Genomic DNA, 21,644 nt, shown 5'->3' with positions numbered 1-21,644 from the left:
GAGGCTGGATACCCGATGTTTCAGCAGCAAAAGGACTGGGAAACAAGAGAAAACGCGTTTGCTGCTTTTTCCATGGGGCCACTGACAGATTTCTGGCGTCAGCGGGAAGAAGCGGAATTTACGGGTGTGGATGATATCCCCGTACATTTTGTGCGTTTTCATGCAGAAAAAAACGATCGCGTCATCGTCGTCTGTCCTGGACGCATTGAAAGCTATGTGAAATACGCTGAACTGGCGTATGACCTGTTTCATTCTGGTTTTGACGTGCTCATTATCGATCACCGTGGTCAGGGGCGTTCCGGGCGAATGCTTTCGGATCCACATCGCGGTCATGTCGATAACTTTAATGACTATGTCGACGATCTAACCGCCTTCTGGCAGCAGGAGGTGCTACCCGGCCCGTGGAGAAAACGCTATATCCTGGCGCATTCAATGGGCGGGGCGATTGCCACGTTATTCCTGCAGCGCCACCCGAATCAGTGTGATGCCATCGCGCTTTGTGCACCGATGTTTGGTATTGTGATGCGCTTTCCCGACTGGATGGTGCGCCACATTCTGGACTGGGCTGAAGGGCACCCGCGGATCCGCGAAGGCTATGCGATGGGAACCGGGCGCTGGCGGGCGCTGCCGTTCGGTATGAATGCGTTAACCCATAGTCGACAGCGCTATCGGCGCAATCTACGCTTCTATGCTGATGAGCCGCGGTTGCGCGTTGGCGGTCCCACCTATCACTGGGTACGCGAAGGGATTCTGGCTGGTGAACAGGTTTTGGCTGGCGCTGGGGATGATGCGACGCCGACGCTGCTGATTCAGGCTGAAGAAGAACGTGTAGTGGATAACCGCATGCACGATCGTTTTTGTGAACTCCGCGCCGCAGCGGGCCATCCTGTAGAAGGAGGTCAGCCGCTTGTCATAAAAGGCGCGTACCATGAGATCCTTTTTGAAAAGGACGCCATGCGCTCAGTCGCGCTTAACGCTATTGTCGAATTTTTCGACAAACATAACTCATCCAGCGGAACCCGCTTTGCCTAGAGGTTTAATTTTCTTATGTATCAGGTTGTTGCGTCTGATTTAGACGGTACGCTGCTTTCCCCCGACCATACTCTGTCCCCCTATGCCAAAGAGACGCTGAAGTTATTGACCGCTCGCGGCGTTAACTTCGTGTTTGCGACTGGCCGTCATCATGTTGATGTGGGGCAAATTCGCGATAACCTCGGCATTAAAACCTACATGATCACGTCCAACGGCGCGCGGGTGCATGATTCTGACGGGAATCTGGTTTTTTCCCATAACCTGGATCGCGACATTGCCAGCGATCTGTTTGGCGTAGTGAATGCAAATCCGGACATCGTGACCAACGTTTATCGCGATGATGAATGGTTTATGAATCGCCATCGTCCGGACGAAATGCGCTTTTTCAAAGAAGCAGTGTTTAACTATTCCCTGTTTGAACCTGCATTACTGGAGCCTGAAGGTGTCAGCAAAGTGTTCTTCACCACCGACTCTCACGAAAGACTGCTACCGCTGGAGCAGGCGATTAACGCCCGCTGGGGCGATCGCGTCAACGTCAGCTTCTCTACGCTTACCTGTCTGGAAGTCATGGCGGGCGGCGTGTCGAAAGGTCATGCGCTGGAAGCGGTAGCGAAAGCGATGGGCTACAGCCTGAAAGACTGCATCGCTTTTGGCGATGGGATGAACGATGCGGAAATGCTCTCCATGGCGGGCAAAGGCTGCATCATGGGCAATGCCCACCAGCGCCTGAAGGATCTGCATCCGGAGCTGGAAGTCATCGGACTCAACGCCGACGATGCCGTGCCGCACTACCTGCGCGATCTCTTTTTAAAGTAATTGTTCTTTAGTTGACCAGTTGTCAACTAAACTCTCCGCTACAATGGATGTTCCCTGTTCTAAGAGACATCCATTGTGGCGCTACTCATCATTACCACTATTTTGTGGGCCTTTTCCTTCAGCCTGTTTGGCGAGTACCTTGCTGGTCATGTCGATAGCTATTTTGCGGTGCTGGTGCGCGTTGGACTCGCGGCGCTGGTGTTCCTGCCGTTCTTACGTACCCGCGGGCACAGCGTAAAAACGATCGCGCTATATATGCTGGTGGGGGCCATGCAGCTTGGCATTATGTATATGCTGAGTTTTCACGCCTACCTGTACCTGACGGTTTCAGAGCTGTTGCTTTTCACCGTGCTGACGCCGCTCTACATCACGCTGATTTATGACCTGATGAGCGGGCGCCGTTTGCGTTGGAGCTACGCTTTCAGTGCGTTACTGGCGGTGATTGGCGCGGGGATTATTCGTTACGATCAGGTAACCAGCCACTTCTGGACTGGCCTGCTGCTGGTGCAGCTTTCCAACATTAGTTTTGCCATCGGTATGGTGGGCTACAAGCGTCTGATGGAAACCCGCCCAATGCCACAGCATAACGCTTTTGCCTGGTTTTATATGGGGGCCTTTATGGTGGCTGTCGTGGCCTGGTTCATGCTGGGCAATGCGCAGAAAATGCCTACCACTACGCTACAGTGGGGTATCCTGGTCTTTCTTGGCGTGGCAGCGTCCGGCATTGGTTACTTTATGTGGAACTACGGCGCGACCCAGGTGGATGCCGGTACGCTGGGCATCATGAACAATATGCATGTGCCGGCCGGGCTGTTGGTCAACCTGGCTATCTGGCATCAACAGCCTCACTGGCCAAGCTTCATCATTGGCGCGGCTGTGATAGTGGCCTCACTGTGGGTACATCGAAAGTGGGTCGTTCCGCACTCCGCACAAACGGCAGATGATCGCAGGCGTGATTCCGCGCTGAGCGAATAAACGCTTCAGTGACCGGCTGTCGCTGCTCGCCATCACGCACGGCGGCGTACAGTCGGCTCCACAATCCATCACCTAGGGTTTTAGTCACTACTAAACCCTGGCGTTCAAAACTCTCCACCACCCAGTGCGGTAACGCCGCGATACCCATTCTGGCTGCAACCATCTGAATCAGCAGCAGGGTGTTATCCACGCTCTTCAGCGACGGGCTCACGCCCGCAGGCTGCAGGAAATGCCGCCATACATCCAGTCGACTCCGTTGCACTGGGTAAATGAGCAGCGTCTCGCTGGCCAAATCTTCCGGCGTGATTTGCGTTTTGCTGGCCAACGGATGGTCAGGCGCCAGTACCAGGCGGACTTCAAAATCAAACATCGGTGAGTAGTGCAATCCGCTGCGCGGCAGAATGTCGGAGGTTAACACCAGATCCAGCTCATCCTGCTGTAGCGCTGGTTGTGGATCGAACGTCACGCCGGATTTAAAGTCCATCTCCACCTGTGGCCAGTTGGCACGAAAATTCTCCAGCGCGGGCGCCAGCCATTGAATACAACTGTGACATTCAATTGCGATTCGCAGCCGGGTTTGCTGCGGTTCGTTGCAAGCCTGCAGCGCACGACCAATTTGCGGCAACACCTGATTAGCTAACTGCAGCAGGATTTCTCCCTGCGGCGTAAAGCGCAGAGGCTGGCTTTTACGGATAAAAAGTCGAAAGCCAAGGCGCTGCTCCAGATCGCTGAACTGGTGAGAAAGAGCGGATTGGGTCTGATGCAACGTCGCCGCGGCGGCTGCCAGCGAACCGCTATTCCGCAACGCCTGGAGCGTTTTCAGGTGTTTAATCTCGATCATGAAAGTCCTTCACTTCGGCATGAACAAATTGCGCTTGAGGAATATACAGTAACCGCCAATTATGGATGTGTAAACATCTGGACGGCTAAAATCCTTCGTCTTTTAAATTTATGGTGCGTTGGCTTAGTTTCCCCACCCCAGTCACTTACTTCAGTAAGCTCCTGGGGATGAGTAAACTTGCCGCCTTCCCTAAATTCAAAATCCATAGGATTTACATATAATTAGAGGAAGAAAAATGACAATATTGAATCACACCCTCGGTTTCCCTCGCGTTGGCCTGCGTCGCGAGTTGAAGAAAGCGCAAGAAAGCTACTGGGCGGGAAATTCCTCCCGTGAAGAATTGCTGGCCGTTGGCCGCGAGCTGCGTGCCCGCCATTGGGAGCAGCAGAAGCAGGCGGGTGTTGACCTGCTGCCGGTAGGTGATTTTGCCTGGTACGATCACGTGCTGACTACCAGCCTGCTGCTCGGCAACGTTCCGGCTCGTCATCAGAATAAAGACGGCTCGGTCGATATCGATACCTTATTCCGTATTGGCCGTGGCCGCGCACCGACCGGTGAGCCAGCGGCGGCGGCAGAAATGACCAAATGGTTTAATACCAACTATCACTACATGGTGCCAGAGTTCACCAAAGGTCAGCAGTTCAAACTGACCTGGACGCAACTGCTGGATGAAGTAGACGAAGCGCTGGCGCTCGGGCACAAGGTGAAACCTGTGCTGCTGGGGCCGGTAACTTACCTGTGGCTGGGGAAAGTGAAGGGCGAACAGTTTGACCGCCTGAGTCTGTTGAACGACATTCTGCCGGTTTACCAGCAGGTGTTGTCTGAGCTGGCAAAACGGGGTATTGAGTGGGTGCAGATTGACGAACCTGCTCTGGTGCTGGAATTACCGCAAGCGTGGCTGGACGCTTTCAAACCAGCTTATGATGCCTTGCGGGGCCAGGTGAAGCTGTTACTGACCACCTACTTCGAAGGCGTAACGCCAAACCTGGATACCATTACCGCGCTGCCGGTGCAGGGACTGCACGTTGACTTCGTGCACGGTAAAGATGATGTCGCCGAGCTGCACAAACGTCTGCCTGCCGACTGGCTGCTGTCAGCGGGCCTGGTGAACGGGCGCAACGTCTGGCGCGCCGATCTCAGCGAAAAATACGCGCAAATTAAAGATATCGTCGGGAAACGTGACCTGTGGGTGGCTTCTTCCTGCTCCCTGCTGCACAGCCCCATCGATCTCAGCGTGGAAACCCGCCTTGATGCAGAGGTGAAGAGCTGGTTTGCCTTCGCCCTGCAAAAATGCGGCGAGCTGGCGCTGCTGCGTGATGCGTTGAACAGCGGTGATACGGCGGCAATTGTCGAATGGAGCGCACCGATTCAGGCTCGTCGTCACTCTACTCGTGTCCACAACGCCGCAGTGGAAAAACGTCTGGCGGCAATCACCGCCCAGGACAGCCAGCGCGCCAACGCTTATCCGGTTCGTGCCGAGGCGCAACGTGCCCGCTTTAATCTGCCGGCATGGCCGACCACGACTATCGGCTCATTCCCGCAAACCACCGAAATTCGCGGTCTGCGTCTGGACTTCAAAAAGGGCAACCTGGATGCCGGTAACTACCGCACCGGTATTGCGGAACATATCAAACAGGCGATCGCCGAACAGGAGCGTCTGGGGCTCGACGTGCTGGTACACGGTGAAGCCGAACGTAACGACATGGTGGAATACTTTGGTGAGCATCTGGACGGGTTCGTCTTTACCCAGAACGGTTGGGTGCAGAGCTATGGCTCCCGTTGCGTGAAGCCACCGGTAGTCATTGGCGACGTCAGCCGCCCGGAAGCGATCACCGTGGAGTGGGCGAAGTATGCCCAGTCACTGACCGACAAACCGGTAAAAGGTATGCTGACCGGTCCGGTGACCATTCTTTGCTGGTCATTCCCGCGTGAAGACGTGACGCGTGAAACCATCGCGAAGCAGATTGCGCTGGCGTTGCGTGATGAAGTTGCGGATCTGGAAGCAGCGGGGATCGGCATTATCCAGATTGATGAGCCGGCACTGCGTGAAGGTTTACCGCTGCGTCGCAGCGACTGGGCGGCATATCTGGAATGGGGCGTGGAGGCTTTCCGCATTAACGCGGCGGTGGCGAAGGATGAAACCCAGATCCACACCCACATGTGTTACTGCGAGTTCAACGACATCATGGACTCCATTGCGGCGCTGGACGCAGACGTGATCACTATTGAGACTTCACGTTCTGATATGGAGCTGCTGGAGTCGTTCGAAGAGTTCGACTATCCGAACGAAATAGGGCCGGGCGTCTACGACATTCACTCGCCGAACGTCCCGAGCGTGGAGTGGATTGAAGCTCTGCTGAAGAAAGCCGAGCAGCGTATTCCGGCTGAGCGTCTGTGGGTGAACCCGGACTGCGGTCTGAAAACGCGCGGTTGGCCGGAAACCCGTGCCGCGCTGGCAAACATGGTTAAAGCGGCGCAGAATCTGCGTCAGGCGTAAAAACAAAACGGAGGCTGATGCCTCCGTTTTGTTTATTGGTTTGCCTGGCGGGAATTATTTCTTCCCACCGTATTGCGCGAACCACTCCAGCATTCTCTGCCAGCCGTCTTTCGCGGACTCTTCGTGATAGCTCTGGCGATAATCGGCGTTGAAGGCATGTCCGGCATCGGGATAGACCACGATTTCCGCTTTCGCATTGGCGGCGCGTAGCGCCTGACGCATTGTTTCAACGGTATCTTGCGGAATGCTGGTATCCTGGGCGCCATAAAGTCCCAAAACGGGGGCGTTAAGATCGGTTGCGATATCAACGGGATGTTTCGGCGAGTTGAGGGTTTTATCACCCACCAGTTTGCCATACCACGCCACCGCCGCTTTTAACTGCGGATTATGTGCGGCATACAGCCAGGTGATGCGTCCACCCCAGCAAAATCCGGTGATCATCAGTTGGTGCGCATCTCCCCCGTTGCGGGAGGCCCAACTGGCGACGTGGTCCAGATCGGCCAGTACCTGAGAGTCAGGCACTTTGGCGACAAGGCCGCTGAGCAACGTGGGGATATCGGCAAAGTCATTGGGATCGCCTTCGCGAAAATAGAGTTCTGGTGCGATAGCCAGATACCCTTCCAGAGCCAGACGGCGGCAAACGTCACGAATGTGCTCATGAATACCAAAAATCTCCTGCACGACAATGACCACGGGAAGCAGTCCATCGGTTTGTTTTGGTCGTGCGTGATACGCTGGCATATCATCGCCTTGTGAAGGTATGGACGTTACACCGGCGATAATTTCGTTATCCGGAGTGTGAACCGTGGTAGACGTCGGTGGAGATACAGCAGGTGCAAAGCCAGATTGTCGTGTTGTCATGGTATTCTCCGTACCCTTAAATATTCAGCCAAAAAGCGCATTGTTAACTATAGACACATGCAACGAACCACATTGCCTTAAACGGGCTATCTTTTGTGCAGGGCTTCCTTACATCGCATCATTTATGTGATACGCATCACTTTTTGATGGTAATTGAATGCAATTGATTTACATCATAGTGATGACTGTCACGAAAATATGTTCATGCCTTCGGTAAAGTGTGTTTTTGCTTCTTCTGACAAAACCGATTCACAGAGGAGTTTTTATGTCTAAGTCTGATGTTTTTCATCTCGGCCTCACTAAGAGCGACTTACAAGGGGCTACGCTTGCTATCGTCCCTGGCGACCCGGAGCGTGTGGAAAAGATCGCCGCGCTGATGGATAAGCCGGTTAAGCTGGCATCTCATCGCGAGTTCACTACCTGGCGTGCTGAGCTGGATGGTAAAGCCGTGATCGTTTGCTCTACCGGTATCGGCGGCCCGTCAACCTCTATTGCCGTTGAAGAACTGGCACAACTGGGCATTCGTACCTTCCTGCGTATCGGTACGACTGGCGCTATCCAGCCGCATATCAATGTAGGTGATGTCCTGGTCACCACGGCGTCTGTCCGTCTGGACGGCGCAAGCCTGCACTTCGCGCCAATGGAGTTCCCGGCCGTTGCGGACTTCGAGTGCACCACTGCGCTGGTGGAAGCGGCGAAATCTATCGGCGCCACTACCCACGTGGGCGTTACTGCATCTTCTGACACCTTCTACCCGGGCCAGGAACGTTACGACACCTTCTCTGGTCGCGTCGTGAGCCGTTTCAAAGGCTCGATGGAAGAGTGGCAGTCTATGGGCGTTATGAACTACGAAATGGAATCTGCCACGCTACTGACCATGTGCGCAAGCCAGGGTCTGCGTGCCGGTATGGTCGCAGGTGTTATCGTGAACCGTACTCAGCAAGAGATCCCTAATGCGGAAACGATGAAACAAACAGAAAGCCATGCGGTAAAAATCGTGGTGGAAGCTGCGCGTCGTTTACTGTAATTCTCCCGTCTATTCAAAAAGGCCGACGCGTTCGGCCTTTTTATTTTGCGTAGTACCTCGCAGGAAATTCCTTTTAAACTGGACGTTTATACAGCACAATTCTATTTTGTGCGGGTAAGTCGTTGCTGTAAGGGGGCGTTGTGGATATTTCAATTATGATGAGTGCCGTGCTGGCGTTAGCCGCAGGGCTGCTGGTTGGGTGGCTGGCAACAAAAGCGCACGCCGACAGGATCCGTGCCGATCTCATCGAAGAACGACGTGAACTGGATATCGCGCTAAGTGCCGCCCGGCAACAACTCTCACAGGAAGCCCACTGGCGTGATGAGTGCGAACTGCTTAATAACGAATTGCGCAGCCTGCACAGTATCAACACCTCTCTGGAAGCTGATCTCCGGGAAGTCACCACCCGGCTGGAAGCAACGCAACAGCATGCGGAAGATAAGATTCGTCAGATGATCAACAGCGAACAGCGCCTGAGCGAGCAGTTTGAAAATCTGGCGAACCGTATATTCGAGCACAGCAATCGCCGCGTAGATGAGCAAAATCGCCAAAGCCTGAACAGCCTGCTGGCACCGCTTCGCGAACAACTGGACGGTTTTCGACGCCAGGTTCAGGATAGCTTTGGTAAAGAGGCACAGGAACGTCATACTCTGGCGCACGAAATTCGTAATCTCCAGCAACTGAATGCGCAGATGGCACAGGAAGCGGTAAACCTGACGCGGGCATTAAAAGGCGATAACAAAACGCAGGGTAACTGGGGCGAGGTCGTACTCACGCGGGTGCTTGAGGCTTCCGGTCTGCGCGAAGGCTATGAATATGAAACCCAGGTCAGCATCGAAAACGACGCCCGTTCGCGGATGCAGCCAGATGTTATTGTCCGATTACCGCAGGGCAAAGATGTGGTGATTGATGCGAAAATGACGCTGGTCGCCTATGAACGCTATTTTAACGCTGAAGATGAATTCACCCGCGAGAGCGCGTTGCAGGAGCACATCGCCTCGGTGCGCAACCACATTCGTCTGCTGGGCCGCAAAGACTATCAGCAGCTTCCGGGGCTGCGTACGCTTGACTATGTGCTGATGTTTATCCCCGTTGAGCCCGCTTTTTTGCTGGCGTTAGACAGACAGCCCGAACTGATTACCGAAGCGCTTAGAAATAACATTATGCTGGTGAGCCCTACCACGCTGTTGGTGGCATTGCGCACGATTGCCAACCTGTGGCGCTACGAGCATCAGAGTCGTAATGCGCAACAAATTGCCGATCGGGCCAGCAAACTTTATGACAAGATGCGGTTGTTTGTGGATGATATGTCGGCAATAGGTCAAAGCCTGGACAAAGCCCAGGATAATTACCGACAGGCGATGAAAAAACTCTCTTCCGGTCGTGGAAACGTCCTGTCGCAGGCAGAAGCGTTTCGCAGTTTAGGTGTAGAAATTAAGCGCGAGATTAATCCTGAGCTGGCTGAGCAAGCCACTACGCAGGATGAAGAATACCGCTTGCGCTCGGTCCCTGAGACGCAACAAGATGCATCTTGCCCCGATGGTGAAGCGGTAAATCAGCAATCAAACTAGTCCATTTGGGGTAGTTGAACCCGGCAGAAGGGTAGGGCAAATTGGCCCAATCTGTTACACTTCTCGAACATTTTTTGGATGAGCAGGCACTGAGATGGTGGATAATTCACAAGAAACGACGCACTTTGGCTTTCAGACCGTCGCTAAAGAGCAGAAAGCTGACATGGTGGCCCACGTTTTTCATTCTGTGGCCTCTAAATATGACGTTATGAATGACTTAATGTCATTCGGCATTCATCGTTTGTGGAAGCGCTTCACCATTGACTGCAGTGGCGTGCGTCGCGGGCAAACCGTTCTCGATTTAGCAGGCGGTACCGGCGATCTGACGGCGAAATTCTCTCGCATGGTAGGCGAAACCGGCAAAGTTGTGCTGGCGGATATCAATGACTCAATGCTCAAAATGGGTCGCGAAAAGCTGCGCAATATTGGTGTGGTGGGTAACGTTGAGTACGTTCAGGCGAATGCGGAAGCACTACCTTTCCCTGACAACACGTTTGACTGCATCACCATCTCTTTCGGTCTGCGCAACGTTACGGATAAAGACAAAGCATTACGCTCCATGTACCGCGTATTGAAGCCGGGCGGACGTCTACTGGTGCTGGAATTCTCCAAGCCGATTATCGAACCGTTGAGCAAAGCCTACGACGCGTACTCTTTCCATGTTCTGCCGCGTATAGGTTCAATGGTAGCAAGCGATGCGGACAGCTATCGCTATCTGGCGGAATCCATCCGCATGCATCCCGATCAGGACACCTTAAAAGCAATGATGCAAGATGCCGGGTTCGAAAGCGTTGATTACTACAACCTGACAGCAGGTGTCGTTGCGCTGCATCGTGGATACAAGTTCTGACAGGAGAGTGGGGATGCCTTTAAAACCCTTAGTGACCGCAGGCGTTGAAAATCTGCTCAACACCTTTCTGTACCGCTCTCCTGCGCTCAAGTCAGCCAGAACGCGTTTACAGGGCAAAGTGCTACGTGTTGATCTCAAAGGATTTTCAACATCGTTAGTCCTGGTGTTTAGTGAGCGCCAGGTCGATGTGCTGGGGGCGTGGGAAGGCGAAGCCGATTGCACCGTAATCACATATGCCAGTGTGTTACCGAAATTGCGTGACAGACAGCAACTCACCACGCTTATCCGCAGCGGTGAACTGGAAGTCCAGGGTGATATCCAGGTAGTACAGAACTTTGTTGCGCTTGCCGATCTGGCCGAGTTGGATCCTGCAGAACTGTTAGCACCCTATACTGGCGATATCGTCGCGGAAGGGGTCAGCAAAGTCTTGCGTGGTGGAGCGAAGTTCCTGTGCCATAACTTTCAGCGCCAGCAGCGCTATGTCGCCGAAGCGATCACCGAAGAGTGGCGCATGGCTCCTGGCCCACTAGAGGTTGCATGGTTTGCTGAAGAAACGGCAGCCGTTGAGCGCGCGGTTGAATCTCTGGCCAAACGGCTGGAAAAACTGGAGGCCAAATGACGCCAGGTGAAGTACGGCGCCTTTATTTCATCATTCGCACTTTTTTAAGCTACGGTCTTGATGAACTCATCCCCAAAATGCGAATCACGCTGCCGCTTAGGTTGTGGCGATACTCGTTGTTCTGGATGCCCAACCGACATAAAGACAAACCGCTGGGAGAAAGGCTGAGACTGGCTTTACAGGAACTCGGCCCGGTGTGGATCAAGTTTGGGCAGATGCTCTCCACCCGTCGTGACCTTTTCCCTCCGCACATCGCCGATCAGCTTGCGCTATTGCAGGATCGTGTTGCCCCGTTTGATGGGCTTAGAGCGAAAAAACAAATCGAAGAGGCCATGGGCGGGCTGCCCGTCGAGGAATGGTTTGATGATTTTGAAATCACGCCGCTGGCATCTGCGTCTGTTGCTCAGGTTCACACTGCGCGATTGAAATCGAATGGCAAAGAGGTGGTGATCAAAGTTATTCGCCCGGACATACTGCCGGTCATCAAAGCGGATTTAAAACTGATCTACCGCCTGGCTCGTTGGGTTCCTCGTCTGCTGCCAGATGGGCGTCGCCTGCGACCAACAGAAGTCGTCCGTGAATATGAAAAAACGTTGATTGATGAGCTAAATCTGCTGCGCGAATCGGCGAACGCCATTCAGCTACGACGTAATTTTGAAGATAGCCCGATGCTGTACATCCCGGAAGTGTATTCCGACTATTGCAGTCAGAACATGATGGTGATGGAGCGCATTTACGGTATCCCGGTTTCAGATGTCACCACGCTTGAGAAGAACGGCACCAATATGAAGTTGCTGGCTGAACGTGGTGTTCAGGTCTTCTTTACTCAGGTATTCCGCGACAGCTTTTTCCATGCGGATATGCACCCTGGGAACATTTTTGTCAGTTATGAGCACCCTGAAAACCCGAAATACATTGGTATTGATTGTGGGATTGTGGGCTCTTTAAACAAAGAAGATAAACGTTACCTGGCTGAAAACTTCATTGCGTTCTTTAACCGCGATTACCGCAAAGTTGCTGAACTGCACGTGGATTCTGGTTGGGTTCCACCGGATACCAACGTTGAAGAGTTTGAATTTGCCATTCGTACCGTGTGCGAGCCGATTTTTGAAAAACCGCTGGCGGAGATTTCCTTTGGTCATGTGCTGTTGAATTTGTTCAACACTGCGCGCCGCTTCAATATGGAAGTCCAGCCTCAACTGGTATTGCTACAGAAGACGCTGCTGTACGTTGAGGGGGTCGGACGACAGCTCTACCCGCAGTTAGATTTGTGGAAAACGGCTAAGCCATTCCTCGAATCCTGGATTAAAGATCAGGTCGGTATTCCGGCGCTCGTTAGGGCATTTAAAGAAAAAGCACCGTTCTGGGTCGAAAAAATGCCAGAAATACCTGAACTGGTGTATGACAGTTTGCGCCAGGGCAAATATTTACAGCACAGTGTTGATAAGATTGCCCGCGAGCTTCACGCGAATCATGTACGCCAGGGACAATCCCGTTATTTATTGGGCATTGGCGCAACATTGTTGCTAAGTGGAACATTCCTGCTGGTAAGCCGCCCTGAGTGGGGGCTTATGCCGGGCTGGTTGATGGCAGGCGGTGTCTTAGCCTGGTTAATCGGCTGGCGCAAAATGCGCTGAATTTTTCATCGCCCAAGGCAGGCCGTGTAACGTATACTACGGCCTTATTAATTCATCATCTATGACAGAGGAACATGTATGGGTGGTATCAGTATTTGGCAGTTGTTGATCATTGCCGTCATCGTTGTACTGCTATTTGGCACCAAGAAACTCGGCTCCATCGGTTCCGATCTTGGCGCATCGATTAAAGGCTTCAAAAAAGCGATGGGTGATGATGAGCCTAAGCAAGATAAAACCAGCCAGGACGCTGATTTTACAGCTAAATCCATCACCGATAAGCAGGGCGAAGTGAAAAAGGAAGACGCCAAAAGCCAAGATAAAGAGCAGGTATAATCCGTGTTTGATATCGGTTTTAGCGAACTGTTATTGGTGTTCGTGATCGGCCTCATTGTCCTGGGGCCGCAACGATTACCCGTAGCGGTAAAAACGGTTGCTGGCTGGGTGCGTGCTTTACGTTCCCTGGCAACTACTGTTCAGAATGAACTGACCCAGGAGCTTAAGCTTCAGGAGTTTCAGGACAGCCTGAAGAAAGTAGAGAAAGCGAGCCTGACAAATCTGACCCCGGAGCTGAAAGCGTCAATGGATGAGCTGCGTGAAGCGGCGGAATCGATGAAGCGTTCTTACAGCGTGCACGATCCTGAGAAAGCGAGCGATGAAGCGCACACTATCCATAATCCGGTGGTGAAAGAAGGTGAAGCGCAGCGAGAAGGGGTCACCCCTGCCGCCGCTGAAAATCAGGCCAGTTCGCCGGAGCAAAAACCGGAATCCACGGGTGCTAAAACGCCAGAGCCGACGGAAAACACTTCCGCTACGTTGATGGATGCAGAAAAGAAAGCTGCCGCACCTGTTGTCGAATCCTCACCCTCGTCGAGTGATAAACCGTAAACATGTCTGTAGAAGATACCCAACCGCTCATCACGCATCTTATTGAGCTGCGTAAGCGACTCCTGAACTGCATTATTGCGGTAATCGTGATCTTTCTGGCGTTGGTTTATTTTGCCAACGACATTTACCATATGGTTGCAGCGCCTCTGATTAAACAGATGCCGCAGGGTGCAACGATGATCGCCACCGATGTGGCTTCGCCGTTCTTTACGCCAATCAAGTTGACCTTCATGGTGTCGCTGATCCTGTCAGCGCCAGTGATCCTCTACCAGGTATGGGCATTCATTGCGCCTGCTTTGTACAAACATGAACGTCGCCTGATTGTGCCGCTGCTGGTCTCCAGTTCGTTGCTGTTCTACATCGGCATGGCATTCGCCTATTTTGTTGTCTTCCCGTTGGCGTTTGGTTTTCTGGCTAACACGGCTCCGCAAGGCGTACAGGTATCAACGGACATTGCCAGCTATCTCAGTTTCGTCATGGCGCTGTTTATGGCTTTCGGGGTCTCTTTTGAGGTCCCTGTCGCCATTGTGCTGCTATGCTGGATGGGCATTACGACGCCAGACGATTTACGCAAGAAGCGTCCTTACGTTGTGGTTGGGGCATTTGTCGTCGGGATGTTACTGACCCCGCCAGATGTCTTCTCGCAAACGTTGTTGGCGATACCGATGTACTGCCTGTTTGAAGTGGGCGTTTTCTTCTCTCGTTTCTATGTCGGCAAGCGACGTACGCGAGATGAGGACAACGAGGCCGAAGAAGCAAAAGAAGCCGAAGCCACCGAGAAAACAGAAGAGTAAATTCAACCGCCCGTCAGGGCGGTTGTCATATGGGAGGTAGCATGTTTGACATTGGCGTTAATTTAACCAGTTCACAATTTGCAAAAGACAGGGATGATGTTGTGGCGCGCGCCTTTGCTGCGGGCGTAAACGGTATGCTTCTGACCGGAACAAACCTGCACGAAAGCCAGCAGGCGCTAAAGTTGGCACAGCATTATCCGCATTGCTGGTCCACGGCTGGCGTGCACCCGCATGACAGCAGCCAATGGCAATCCTCAACGGAAGACGAGATTATCGCGCTGGCAAACCAGTCTGAGGTGGTCGCTATTGGCGAGTGCGGTCTGGATTTCAATCGCAATTTCTCCACGCCGCAGGAGCAGGAACGTGCTTTTGAGGCGCAACTGCGCATTGCTGCTGAACTGCAGATGCCGATTTTCATGCATTGTCGGGATGCCCATGAGCGTTTTCTGACGTTGCTGGAGCCGTGGCTGGATAGCCTCCCAGGCGCGGTGCTGCACTGTTTTACCGGAACGCGGCAGGAGATGCAGGACTGCGTGGACCGGGGACTCTATATCGGTATCACCGGCTGGGTCTGTGATGAGCGCCGGGGGATGGAACTGCGGGAATTGCTGCCGTTTATTCCGGTGGAAAGGCTGCTGATTGAAACCGATGCGCCTTACCTACTCCCTCGCGACTTAACGCCTAAACCGACGTCACGGCGCAATGAACCGGCGCACCTGCCACATATTCTTGAGCGTATTGCCCACTGGCGCGGGGAAAATCCTCAATGGCTGTCAGCAACCATTGATGCTAACGTCCGAACACTGTTCGAAGTGACCTTCTAAACGGCTTAAATTTTTCGAAAGCCGGTATTTTTCACACTCTGCTTAACCTCTTTATTCAACAGGTTAAGCAGTAGCATGGAACGTGCTTCGCCATCCGGTTCGGTGAAGATCGCTTTTAGCCCCTCAAACGCCCCTTCAGTAATAATCACGCTGTCCCCTGGCTGAGGAGTTTGCGGGTCAACAATTCCTTCAGGCTTGTAGATAGAAAGCTGGTGAATAACGGGAGAAGGAACTGTCGCAGGCGTCGCGCCAAAACGGACGAAATGGCTGACACCACGCGTGGCATTGATAGTGGTGGTGTGGATCACTTCCGGGTCGAACTCGACAAACATGTAATTAGGGAATAGTGGTTCACTGACTGTGGTACGTTTACCGCGCACTATTTTTTCCAGGGTGATCATAGGCGTCAGGCAGTTCACCGCCTGCCTTTCCAGGTGTTCCTGGGCTCGCTGAAGTTGCCCACGTTTGCAGTACAGTAAATACCAGGATTGCATAATAACTCTTATCCGCTTGTTCTGAGCGCCAGCATAGCAAAAGCCATGCGTTAAGTTAATTATACCCGCCTCAACGCAGGCTGAAACCCAATGGGTATATACTCCCAAGGCTTATATGTATCGCCAGAGTTCACGCTAATTTAACAAAAATACAGCATCACAATGATGAACGCCGTATAATGAAGCGCTTACGAAGAGGCCACAATGGACGCCATGAAATATCACGATTTACGCGACTTCCTGACGCTGCTTGAACAGCAGGGTGAGCTCAAACGCATTTCGCTTGAGGTGGATCCCCACCTGGAAATTACTGAAATTGCCGATCGCACTCTGCGTGCCGGTGGGCCTGCCTTACTGTTTGAGAATCCGAAAGGCTATTCAATGCCGGTGCTGTGTAACCTGTTTGGCACACCAAAGCGTGTTGCGATGGGGATGGGACAAGAAGATGTCTCGGCGCTACGAGAAGTCGGTAAACTGTTGGCGTTTTTGAAAGAGCCAGAGCCACCGAAAGGATTCCGCGATCTGTTTGATAAGCTGCCGCAGTTTAAGCAGGTGTTGAACATGCCGACTAAGCGGTTGCGTGGTGCGCCTTGTCAGCAAAAAATCTACTCAGGCGATGACGTTGATTTAAACCGCATTCCGATTATGACCTGCTGGCCGGAAGATGCCGCGCCGCTGATTACCTGGGGACTCACCGTCACGCGTGGTCCGCATAAAGAGCGGCAGAATCTGGGCATCTATCGCCAGCAGCTGATTGGTAAAAACAAGCTTATTATGCGCTGGTTGTCCCATCGCGGCGGCGCGCTTGATTATCAGGAGTGGTGCGCGGCGCATCCTGGTGAACGTTTCCCGGTTTCAGTGGCGTTGGGGGCAGATCCTGCGACCATTCTGGGGGCTGTGACACCCGTTCCTGATACATTATCCGAGTACGCATTTGCCGGGCTGTTGCGCGGTACCAAGACCGAAGTGGTCAAATGTATTTCCAACGACCTGGAAGTGCCTGCCAGCGCAGAAATCGTACTGGAAGGGTACATCGAACCGGGCGAGCTGGCTCCAGAAGGGCCCTATGGCGATCATACCGGCTACTACAACGAAGTAGATAATTTCCCGGTCTTTACCGTCACCCACATTACCCAGCGTGAAGATGCTATTTATCACTCTACCTATACCGGACGTCCGCCTGATGAGCCAGCAGTGCTCGGCGTGGCGCTGAACGAAGTATTCGTTCCTATTCTGCAAAAGCAGTTCCCGGAAATCGTCGATTTTTACCTGCCTCCGGAAGGCTGTTCATATCGTCTGGCCGTGGTGACGATGAAAAAACAGTACGCAGGCCATGCCAAACGCGTCATGATGGGTGTTTGGTCGTTTTTGCGTCAGTTCATGTACACCAAATTTGTTATTGTCTGCGATGATGACGTTAACGCGCGCGACTGGAATGATGTAATTTGGGCTATTACTACCCGTATGGACCCCGCCCGGGATACGGTACTGGTAGAGAATACGCCAATTGATTACCTGGACTTTGCCTCGCCGGTTTCCGGCCTTGGTTCAAAAATGGGGCTGGATGCCACAAATAAATGGCCGGGCGAAACCCAACGCGAATGGGGACGTCCGATTAAAAAAGATCCTGAAGTGATTGCGCGTATTGACGCAATTTGGGATGAACTGGCCATCTTTAATGACGGCAAAAGCGCCTGAGGCGCGATCGTTTTGCCTATTGATCCGACAGAGAGAGCGCATGACAACCTTAAGCTGTAAAGTGACCTCGGTAGAAGCTATAACTGACACCGTATATCGCGTTCGTTTAGTGCCAGACGCGGCGTTTTCCTTTCGTGCTGGCCAGTATTTAATGGTCGTGATGGACGAAAGGGATAAGCGTCCGTTCTCCATGGCATCAACGCCGGACGAGCAAGGATTCATTGAGCTGCACGTTGGCGCCTCTGAGCTAAATCTTTACGCCATGGCCGTGATGGACCGTATTCTGAAAGACCGGGAAATCAAGGTCGATATTCCGCATGGCGAAGCCTGGCTGCGTGATGAAGACGAGCGCCCGCTGATCCTGATTGCCGGAGGTACAGGGTTCTCTTACGTGCGTTCTATTCTGCTTACCGCGCTGGCGCGCAATCCCAACCGCGATATCACTATTTACTGGGGCGGGCGCGAAGAGAAGCATCTCTATGATCTCTCAGAGCTGGAAGCATTGTCGGTGAATCACCCGAACCTGCGTGTTGAGCCGGTGGTAGAGCAGCCTGAAGACGGCTGGCGTGGTCGTACGGGAACCGTGTTAACGGCAGTATTGCAGGATTACGGTACTCTGGCGGAACACGATATCTACATTGCCGGTCGTTTTGAGATGGCAAAAATCGCGCGCGACCTGTTCTGTAATGAGCGTCAGGCACGTGAAGATCGCCTGTTTGGCGACGCGTTCGCGTTCATTTAAGCGCTGTGCGCCGGAGTCCTTCCGGCGCATCCATCACCAACCTTACTTCTTCTAACAGGGTGCAAGCCCGGTCTCACTGCTCCTCTTTTCAGAAAATTTTTAGTAAACATGTTTTTCCTATCTATTAACCATAAAACTGATTTTTTGTGACGGGTCTCATTTTGTTTAGTAAACAAAATAGGCAAGCTGTATCGCATCACATTGCTGGACATCAACGAGGGAAAACCATGAGGCTCGGACTGGATATCGGCGGGACTAAAATTGAAGCGGTGGTGATTGATAACGCGGGTGAAATTGTTTACCGCGAGCGATGTGCGACACCAAAGCAGAGTTACGGTGATTTTTTCCAGGCCGTGACGGAGATGATTTCTAAGGCCAGACTGGCCGTTAATCAGTCTTTATCGGTTGGTGTTGGAGTGCCTGGCGCGGTGGATAGCGAAGGTTTGATTAAGAATTCGAACATCCTGGTGTTGAATCAGCAGGCCTTTGCTCAAGACCTTGAGCGAGCGTTAGGAATACCTGTGCCTGTTACTAATGATGCCAACTGCTTTACCCTGTCGGAAGCGATGGACGGTAGCGGACACGGGCATAGCGTGGTATTTGGCGTGATCCTCGGTACCGGTTGCGGCGGTGGACTATGCATCGATAACCGTTTGATCTCTGGGCCTAACGCCTGTGCAGGAGAGTGGGGACATAATGCATTGCCGCGCTACCACGAATCTCGGGATGGGGCTGAAGTGACATGCTATTGCGGACAGGTGAACTGTATTGAGAGCTTTATTTCCGGCAGCGGCCTGGAGCGTCAGTATATGAATCACACCGCGCAACATGCAGGTGTGCCACATATTATGCAGCGGGTAGAATCGGGTGATGCAGATGCCTGTTTGTTATGGGAACGCTATTGCGATCAGCTGGCGCGCGCGTTGGCGGGGGTGGTGAATACGCTCGATCCCGATGTTATCGTGCTGGGCGGTGGGGTATCCAATATCACTTTACTGTACTCAGGCTTGCAGGCGCGAGTGGCGCAGTACGTATTTGGTAAACAGTGCCGTACGCCGATCGTTCAGGCCCGACACGGTGACAGCAGCGGCGTACGCGGCGCGGCCTGGCTGGGGGCGCAAAAGGCCAGCGTAAATCAATGAGAGTGACATGACGAAACCTGTACGTATCAGGGACATTGCCGAAGCTTGTGGTGTCTCGGTTGGCGCGGTTTCCCGCGCCCTGAAAGGGCAGCCAGGGCTACGTGAAGATACCCGGCTGCGCATTATTTCTGTGGCGCAGCAGCAGGGTTATGATTTTTCTCGCCTGCGTGCAGACAAGATCAAACGCGTCCTGTTTTTGCTGCACCGCCAGCACAATATCAGCCGGGCATTGCCGTTTTATTCTCAACTGCTGCTGGGGATAGAAGATAACTGTCGTGACCATGGTATTGCGCTGAGCTTTCTCTCCATTGGTCCAGGCGATGCAGTGAGTGAGCAGGTGATGTTGCACCAGCCTGATGCGCTGATCTGCGCGGGATTTTTTGAGCCTGAATTACTTGGCTTGCTGCAACAGATGAAACTGCCGTTGGTGCTGGTGGATCTCTGGGCGCCGGGCCTGCCTTGCGTGAACCCGGACAATACCCAGGGCGGTTATCTGGCCACGCAACATCTGATTGCGCAAGGGCGCAGCCGTATCGCTTTTCTTGCCAGTTCGCTTGCGCACTACAGCATCCGTCAGCGCGAGAAGGGCTACCGTCAGGCATTGTATGAAGCCCGTTTGCTGATGCCGCCAGAGTATGAAGCCATTGCGCCGCCACTGCTGGATACCGAGCAATCTTTGGTGGAGGCGATTAATGAATTGCTCAGCCTGCCAGAGCCGCCCGACGCTATTTTTGCCTATAACGACGCGGCAGCGCTGGTTGTTCAACGGGTGTGTGCGCAGCAGGGTATACGTATCCCGGAAGATCTTGCGTTGGTGGGGTTTGATGATATTGATGCTGCGGCCTGGTCACATCCACCACTCACCACCATTGCGGTTGATAAACAACAATTGGGGCGTGAAGCGCTGCGTTTATTGCTGGAAGAAAATCAGGAAGAGAATCTGCTGTTGCCGGTGCAGTTAGTGGTGCGTGGTAGTTCAGGGAAATAAAAAACCCGCCCCTGACAGGCGGGAAGAACGGCAACTAAACCTTTCCCCGTCATAATTCACTCTGCCTCTTTGTTGGCTGCCTTTGCTCACCCCGGTCACATAGTTATCTATGCTCCCGGGGATTCGCTCAGTTGCCGCCGCGATGCAGCGCGAATTATTTAGGGGAATTTATCTTTGATTAAACTCGCTCAAATACCGTTGCGATGCCCTGGCCTAACCCGATACACATCGTCGCCAGGCCAAACTGTACGTCTTTGCGTTCCATCAGGTTGAGCAGGGTGGTGCTGATACGTGCCCCGGAGCATCCCAGTGGGTGGCCCAGAGCGATCGCGCCGCCGTTGAGGTTGATCTTCTCGTCTATCTGCTCCATCAGTCCCAGATCTTTAATGCACGGCAGGATCTGAGCGGCAAAGGCTTCGTTCATCTCAAACAAGCCGATGTCGCTGGTGGAGAGTCCCGCTTTTTTCAGCGCCAGCTTTGAGGCCGGAACCGGACCGTAACCCATGATTGACGGGTCGCAGCCAACAACAGCCATCGAACGAATACGGGCTCGCGGCGTCAGACCCAGCTCACGGGCGCGACTTTCACTCATGACCAGCATCGCCGCTGCGCCGTCGGAGAGCGCGGAGGATGTACCGGCAGTGACCGTTCCACTAACCGGATCGAACGCAGGGCGCAGGGTGGAGAGCGCTTCAACGGTTGTCTCCGGGCGGATAACCTCATCGTAGTTAAACTGCTTCAGCACGCCGTCGGCATCATGACCGCCGGTCGGGATGATTTCGTTTTTAAATGCGCCAGACTGTGTTGCAGCCCAGGCGCGAGCATGTGAACGTGCGGCGAAAGCATCCTGCATTTCACGGCTGATGCCGTGCATGCGGGACAGCATTTCTGCGGTCAGACCCATCATCCCCGCCGCTTTTGCTACGTTGCGGCTCATGCCCGGATGGAAATCAACGCCGTGGCTCATTGGTACATGGCCCATATGCTCCACGCCACCAATCAGGCACGCCTGAGCATCGCCGGTCATGATCATACGTGCCGCGTCGTGCAGCGCCTGCATTGATGAACCGCACAGGCGGTTCACGGTGACCGCCGGAACGGAGTGCGGGATTTCCGCCAGCAGCGCGGCGTTACGGGCGATGTTGAAACCCTGCTCAAGCGTTTGCTGCACACAGCCCCAGTAAATGTCATCCAGCGCGGTTGGATCCAGCGCCGGATTACGCGCCAGCAGGCTACGCATTAAGTGTGCGGAGAGATCTTCTGCCCGCACGTTACGAAACGCCCCCCCTTTTGAACGGCCCATCGGGGTACGGATCGCATCAACAATTACAACCTGTTCCATTGTGACTCC

General features: G+C 53.3%; 21 protein-coding genes. 17 read left to right on the top strand and 4 right to left on the bottom strand.

All coding sequences use genetic code 11. The features are described from left to right. The first annotated feature begins 15 nt into the window (after positions 1-15). The 3 genes from pldB to SK39_RS11110 all read left to right on the top strand — a co-directional run bounded on the left by pldB (position 16) and on the right by SK39_RS11110 (position 2,823). On the top strand, positions 16-1,032 hold the full coding sequence (pldB, locus tag SK39_RS11120; RefSeq protein ID WP_003017911.1) for a lysophospholipase L2: 1,017 nt from the start codon (positions 16-18) through the stop codon (positions 1,030-1,032). Between the two features lie 15 nt (positions 1,033-1,047). Beyond that, positions 1,048-1,848, top strand: coding sequence for a sugar/pyridoxal phosphate phosphatase YigL (yigL, locus tag SK39_RS11115; RefSeq protein WP_003017910.1), 801 nt, complete (start codon positions 1,048-1,050; stop codon positions 1,846-1,848). Positions 1,849-1,923: 75 nt separating this feature from the next. Next, the gene (locus SK39_RS11110; RefSeq protein WP_003844634.1) at positions 1,924-2,823 is read left to right on the top strand and encodes a carboxylate/amino acid/amine transporter; all 900 of its coding nucleotides are present in this window, start codon (positions 1,924-1,926) and stop codon (positions 2,821-2,823) included. On the opposite strand, the gene metR is transcribed toward SK39_RS11110, so the two are convergent. Further along, the gene (gene metR, locus SK39_RS11105) at positions 2,711-3,664 is read right to left on the bottom strand and encodes an HTH-type transcriptional regulator MetR (RefSeq protein WP_048217002.1); all 954 of its coding nucleotides are present in this window, start codon (positions 3,662-3,664) and stop codon (positions 2,711-2,713) included. The genes SK39_RS11110 and metR overlap by 113 nt on opposite strands. Before the next feature lie 235 nt (positions 3,665-3,899). Here metR and metE point away from each other — a divergent pair, with 235 nt between their 5' ends. Then, the gene (gene metE / locus SK39_RS11100; RefSeq protein WP_032938482.1) at positions 3,900-6,161 is read left to right on the top strand and encodes a 5-methyltetrahydropteroyltriglutamate--homocysteine S-methyltransferase; all 2,262 of its coding nucleotides are present in this window, start codon (positions 3,900-3,902) and stop codon (positions 6,159-6,161) included. Between the two features lie 54 nt (positions 6,162-6,215). Here the strand turns inward: metE and SK39_RS11095 are convergent, their stop codons facing one another. After that, the gene (locus tag SK39_RS11095) at positions 6,216-7,022 is read right to left on the bottom strand and encodes a dienelactone hydrolase family protein (protein ID WP_048217001.1); all 807 of its coding nucleotides are present in this window, start codon (positions 7,020-7,022) and stop codon (positions 6,216-6,218) included. Positions 7,023-7,287: 265 nt separating this feature from the next. Here SK39_RS11095 and udp point away from each other — a divergent pair, with 265 nt between their 5' ends. The 9 genes from udp to tatD all read left to right on the top strand — a co-directional run bounded on the left by udp (position 7,288) and on the right by tatD (position 15,229). Next, positions 7,288-8,049, top strand: a complete 762-nt coding sequence (gene udp / locus SK39_RS11090; protein WP_003017903.1) for a uridine phosphorylase — start codon at positions 7,288-7,290, stop codon at positions 8,047-8,049. 140 nt (positions 8,050-8,189) lie between these two features. Then, the gene (gene rmuC / locus SK39_RS11085; RefSeq protein WP_096890398.1) at positions 8,190-9,620 is read left to right on the top strand and encodes a DNA recombination protein RmuC; all 1,431 of its coding nucleotides are present in this window, start codon (positions 8,190-8,192) and stop codon (positions 9,618-9,620) included. A 94-nt stretch (positions 9,621-9,714) separates the two neighbouring features. Further along, the gene (gene ubiE / locus SK39_RS11080; RefSeq protein WP_003017897.1) at positions 9,715-10,470 is read left to right on the top strand and encodes a bifunctional demethylmenaquinone methyltransferase/2-methoxy-6-polyprenyl-1,4-benzoquinol methylase UbiE; all 756 of its coding nucleotides are present in this window, start codon (positions 9,715-9,717) and stop codon (positions 10,468-10,470) included. A 13-nt stretch (positions 10,471-10,483) separates the two neighbouring features. Continuing rightward, entirely contained in the window at positions 10,484-11,089 is a 606-nt protein-coding gene (gene ubiJ / locus SK39_RS11075) for a ubiquinone biosynthesis protein UbiJ (RefSeq protein ID WP_003017894.1), read from the top strand. Continuing rightward, positions 11,086-12,726: a ubiquinone biosynthesis regulatory protein kinase UbiB gene (gene ubiB / locus SK39_RS11070; RefSeq protein ID WP_003841233.1), complete on the top strand. Its 1,641-nt coding sequence runs from the start codon at positions 11,086-11,088 to the stop codon at positions 12,724-12,726. Before ubiJ ends, ubiB begins: the two co-directional genes overlap by 4 nt. Positions 12,727-12,804: 78 nt before the next feature. Further along, the gene (gene tatA, locus SK39_RS11065) at positions 12,805-13,059 is read left to right on the top strand and encodes a Sec-independent protein translocase subunit TatA (protein ID WP_003017888.1); all 255 of its coding nucleotides are present in this window, start codon (positions 12,805-12,807) and stop codon (positions 13,057-13,059) included. Between the two features lie 3 nt (positions 13,060-13,062). Continuing rightward, positions 13,063-13,611 (top strand): Sec-independent protein translocase protein TatB, encoded by a 549-nt coding sequence (gene tatB / locus SK39_RS11060; protein ID WP_003841235.1) that lies wholly within the window; start codon positions 13,063-13,065, stop codon positions 13,609-13,611. A 2-nt stretch (positions 13,612-13,613) separates the two neighbouring features. Beyond that, positions 13,614-14,405: a Sec-independent protein translocase subunit TatC gene (gene tatC, locus SK39_RS11055; RefSeq protein WP_048217000.1), complete on the top strand. Its 792-nt coding sequence runs from the start codon at positions 13,614-13,616 to the stop codon at positions 14,403-14,405. Positions 14,406-14,446: 41 nt separating this feature from the next. Next, positions 14,447-15,229 carry a 3'-5' ssDNA/RNA exonuclease TatD gene (tatD, locus tag SK39_RS11050; protein WP_003017882.1) on the top strand — a complete coding sequence of 261 codons (783 nt, stop codon included), beginning with the start codon at positions 14,447-14,449 and terminating at the stop codon, positions 15,227-15,229. 5 nt (positions 15,230-15,234) lie between these two features. Here tatD and rfaH read toward each other — a convergent pair whose 3' ends face one another. Further along, positions 15,235-15,723, bottom strand: a complete 489-nt coding sequence (gene rfaH, locus SK39_RS11045) for a transcription/translation regulatory transformer protein RfaH (RefSeq protein WP_003017881.1) — start codon at positions 15,721-15,723, stop codon at positions 15,235-15,237. 204 nt (positions 15,724-15,927) lie between these two features. Here rfaH and ubiD point away from each other — a divergent pair, with 204 nt between their 5' ends. The 4 genes from ubiD (at position 15,928) to SK39_RS11025 (ending at position 20,293) form a co-directional block, all read left to right on the top strand. After that, positions 15,928-17,421 (top strand): 4-hydroxy-3-polyprenylbenzoate decarboxylase, encoded by a 1,494-nt coding sequence (ubiD, locus tag SK39_RS11040; protein ID WP_003841240.1) that lies wholly within the window; start codon positions 15,928-15,930, stop codon positions 17,419-17,421. Between the two features lie 40 nt (positions 17,422-17,461). Beyond that, on the top strand, positions 17,462-18,163 hold the full coding sequence (fre, locus tag SK39_RS11035) for an NAD(P)H-flavin reductase (RefSeq protein ID WP_003017873.1): 702 nt from the start codon (positions 17,462-17,464) through the stop codon (positions 18,161-18,163). A 227-nt stretch (positions 18,164-18,390) separates the two neighbouring features. Next, the gene (locus tag SK39_RS11030) at positions 18,391-19,305 is read left to right on the top strand and encodes an ROK family protein (protein WP_032938486.1); all 915 of its coding nucleotides are present in this window, start codon (positions 18,391-18,393) and stop codon (positions 19,303-19,305) included. 7 nt (positions 19,306-19,312) lie between these two features. Further along, complete coding sequence (locus tag SK39_RS11025; RefSeq protein ID WP_003017867.1) at positions 19,313-20,293, top strand: LacI family DNA-binding transcriptional regulator; 981 nt, start codon at positions 19,313-19,315, stop codon at positions 20,291-20,293. A 178-nt stretch (positions 20,294-20,471) separates the two neighbouring features. Here the strand turns inward: SK39_RS11025 and fadA are convergent, their stop codons facing one another. Next, the gene (gene fadA, locus SK39_RS11020) at positions 20,472-21,635 is read right to left on the bottom strand and encodes an acetyl-CoA C-acyltransferase FadA (protein ID WP_003017858.1); all 1,164 of its coding nucleotides are present in this window, start codon (positions 21,633-21,635) and stop codon (positions 20,472-20,474) included. Positions 21,636-21,644 lie beyond the last annotated feature (9 nt).

Source organism: Citrobacter sp. BIDMC107, assembly GCF_001037575.1.
Lineage (GTDB): Bacteria > Pseudomonadota > Gammaproteobacteria > Enterobacterales > Enterobacteriaceae > Citrobacter > Citrobacter freundii.
Note: the sequence above shows the minus strand (reverse complement) of the source record. Positions and strands in the feature narration are given on the sequence as shown.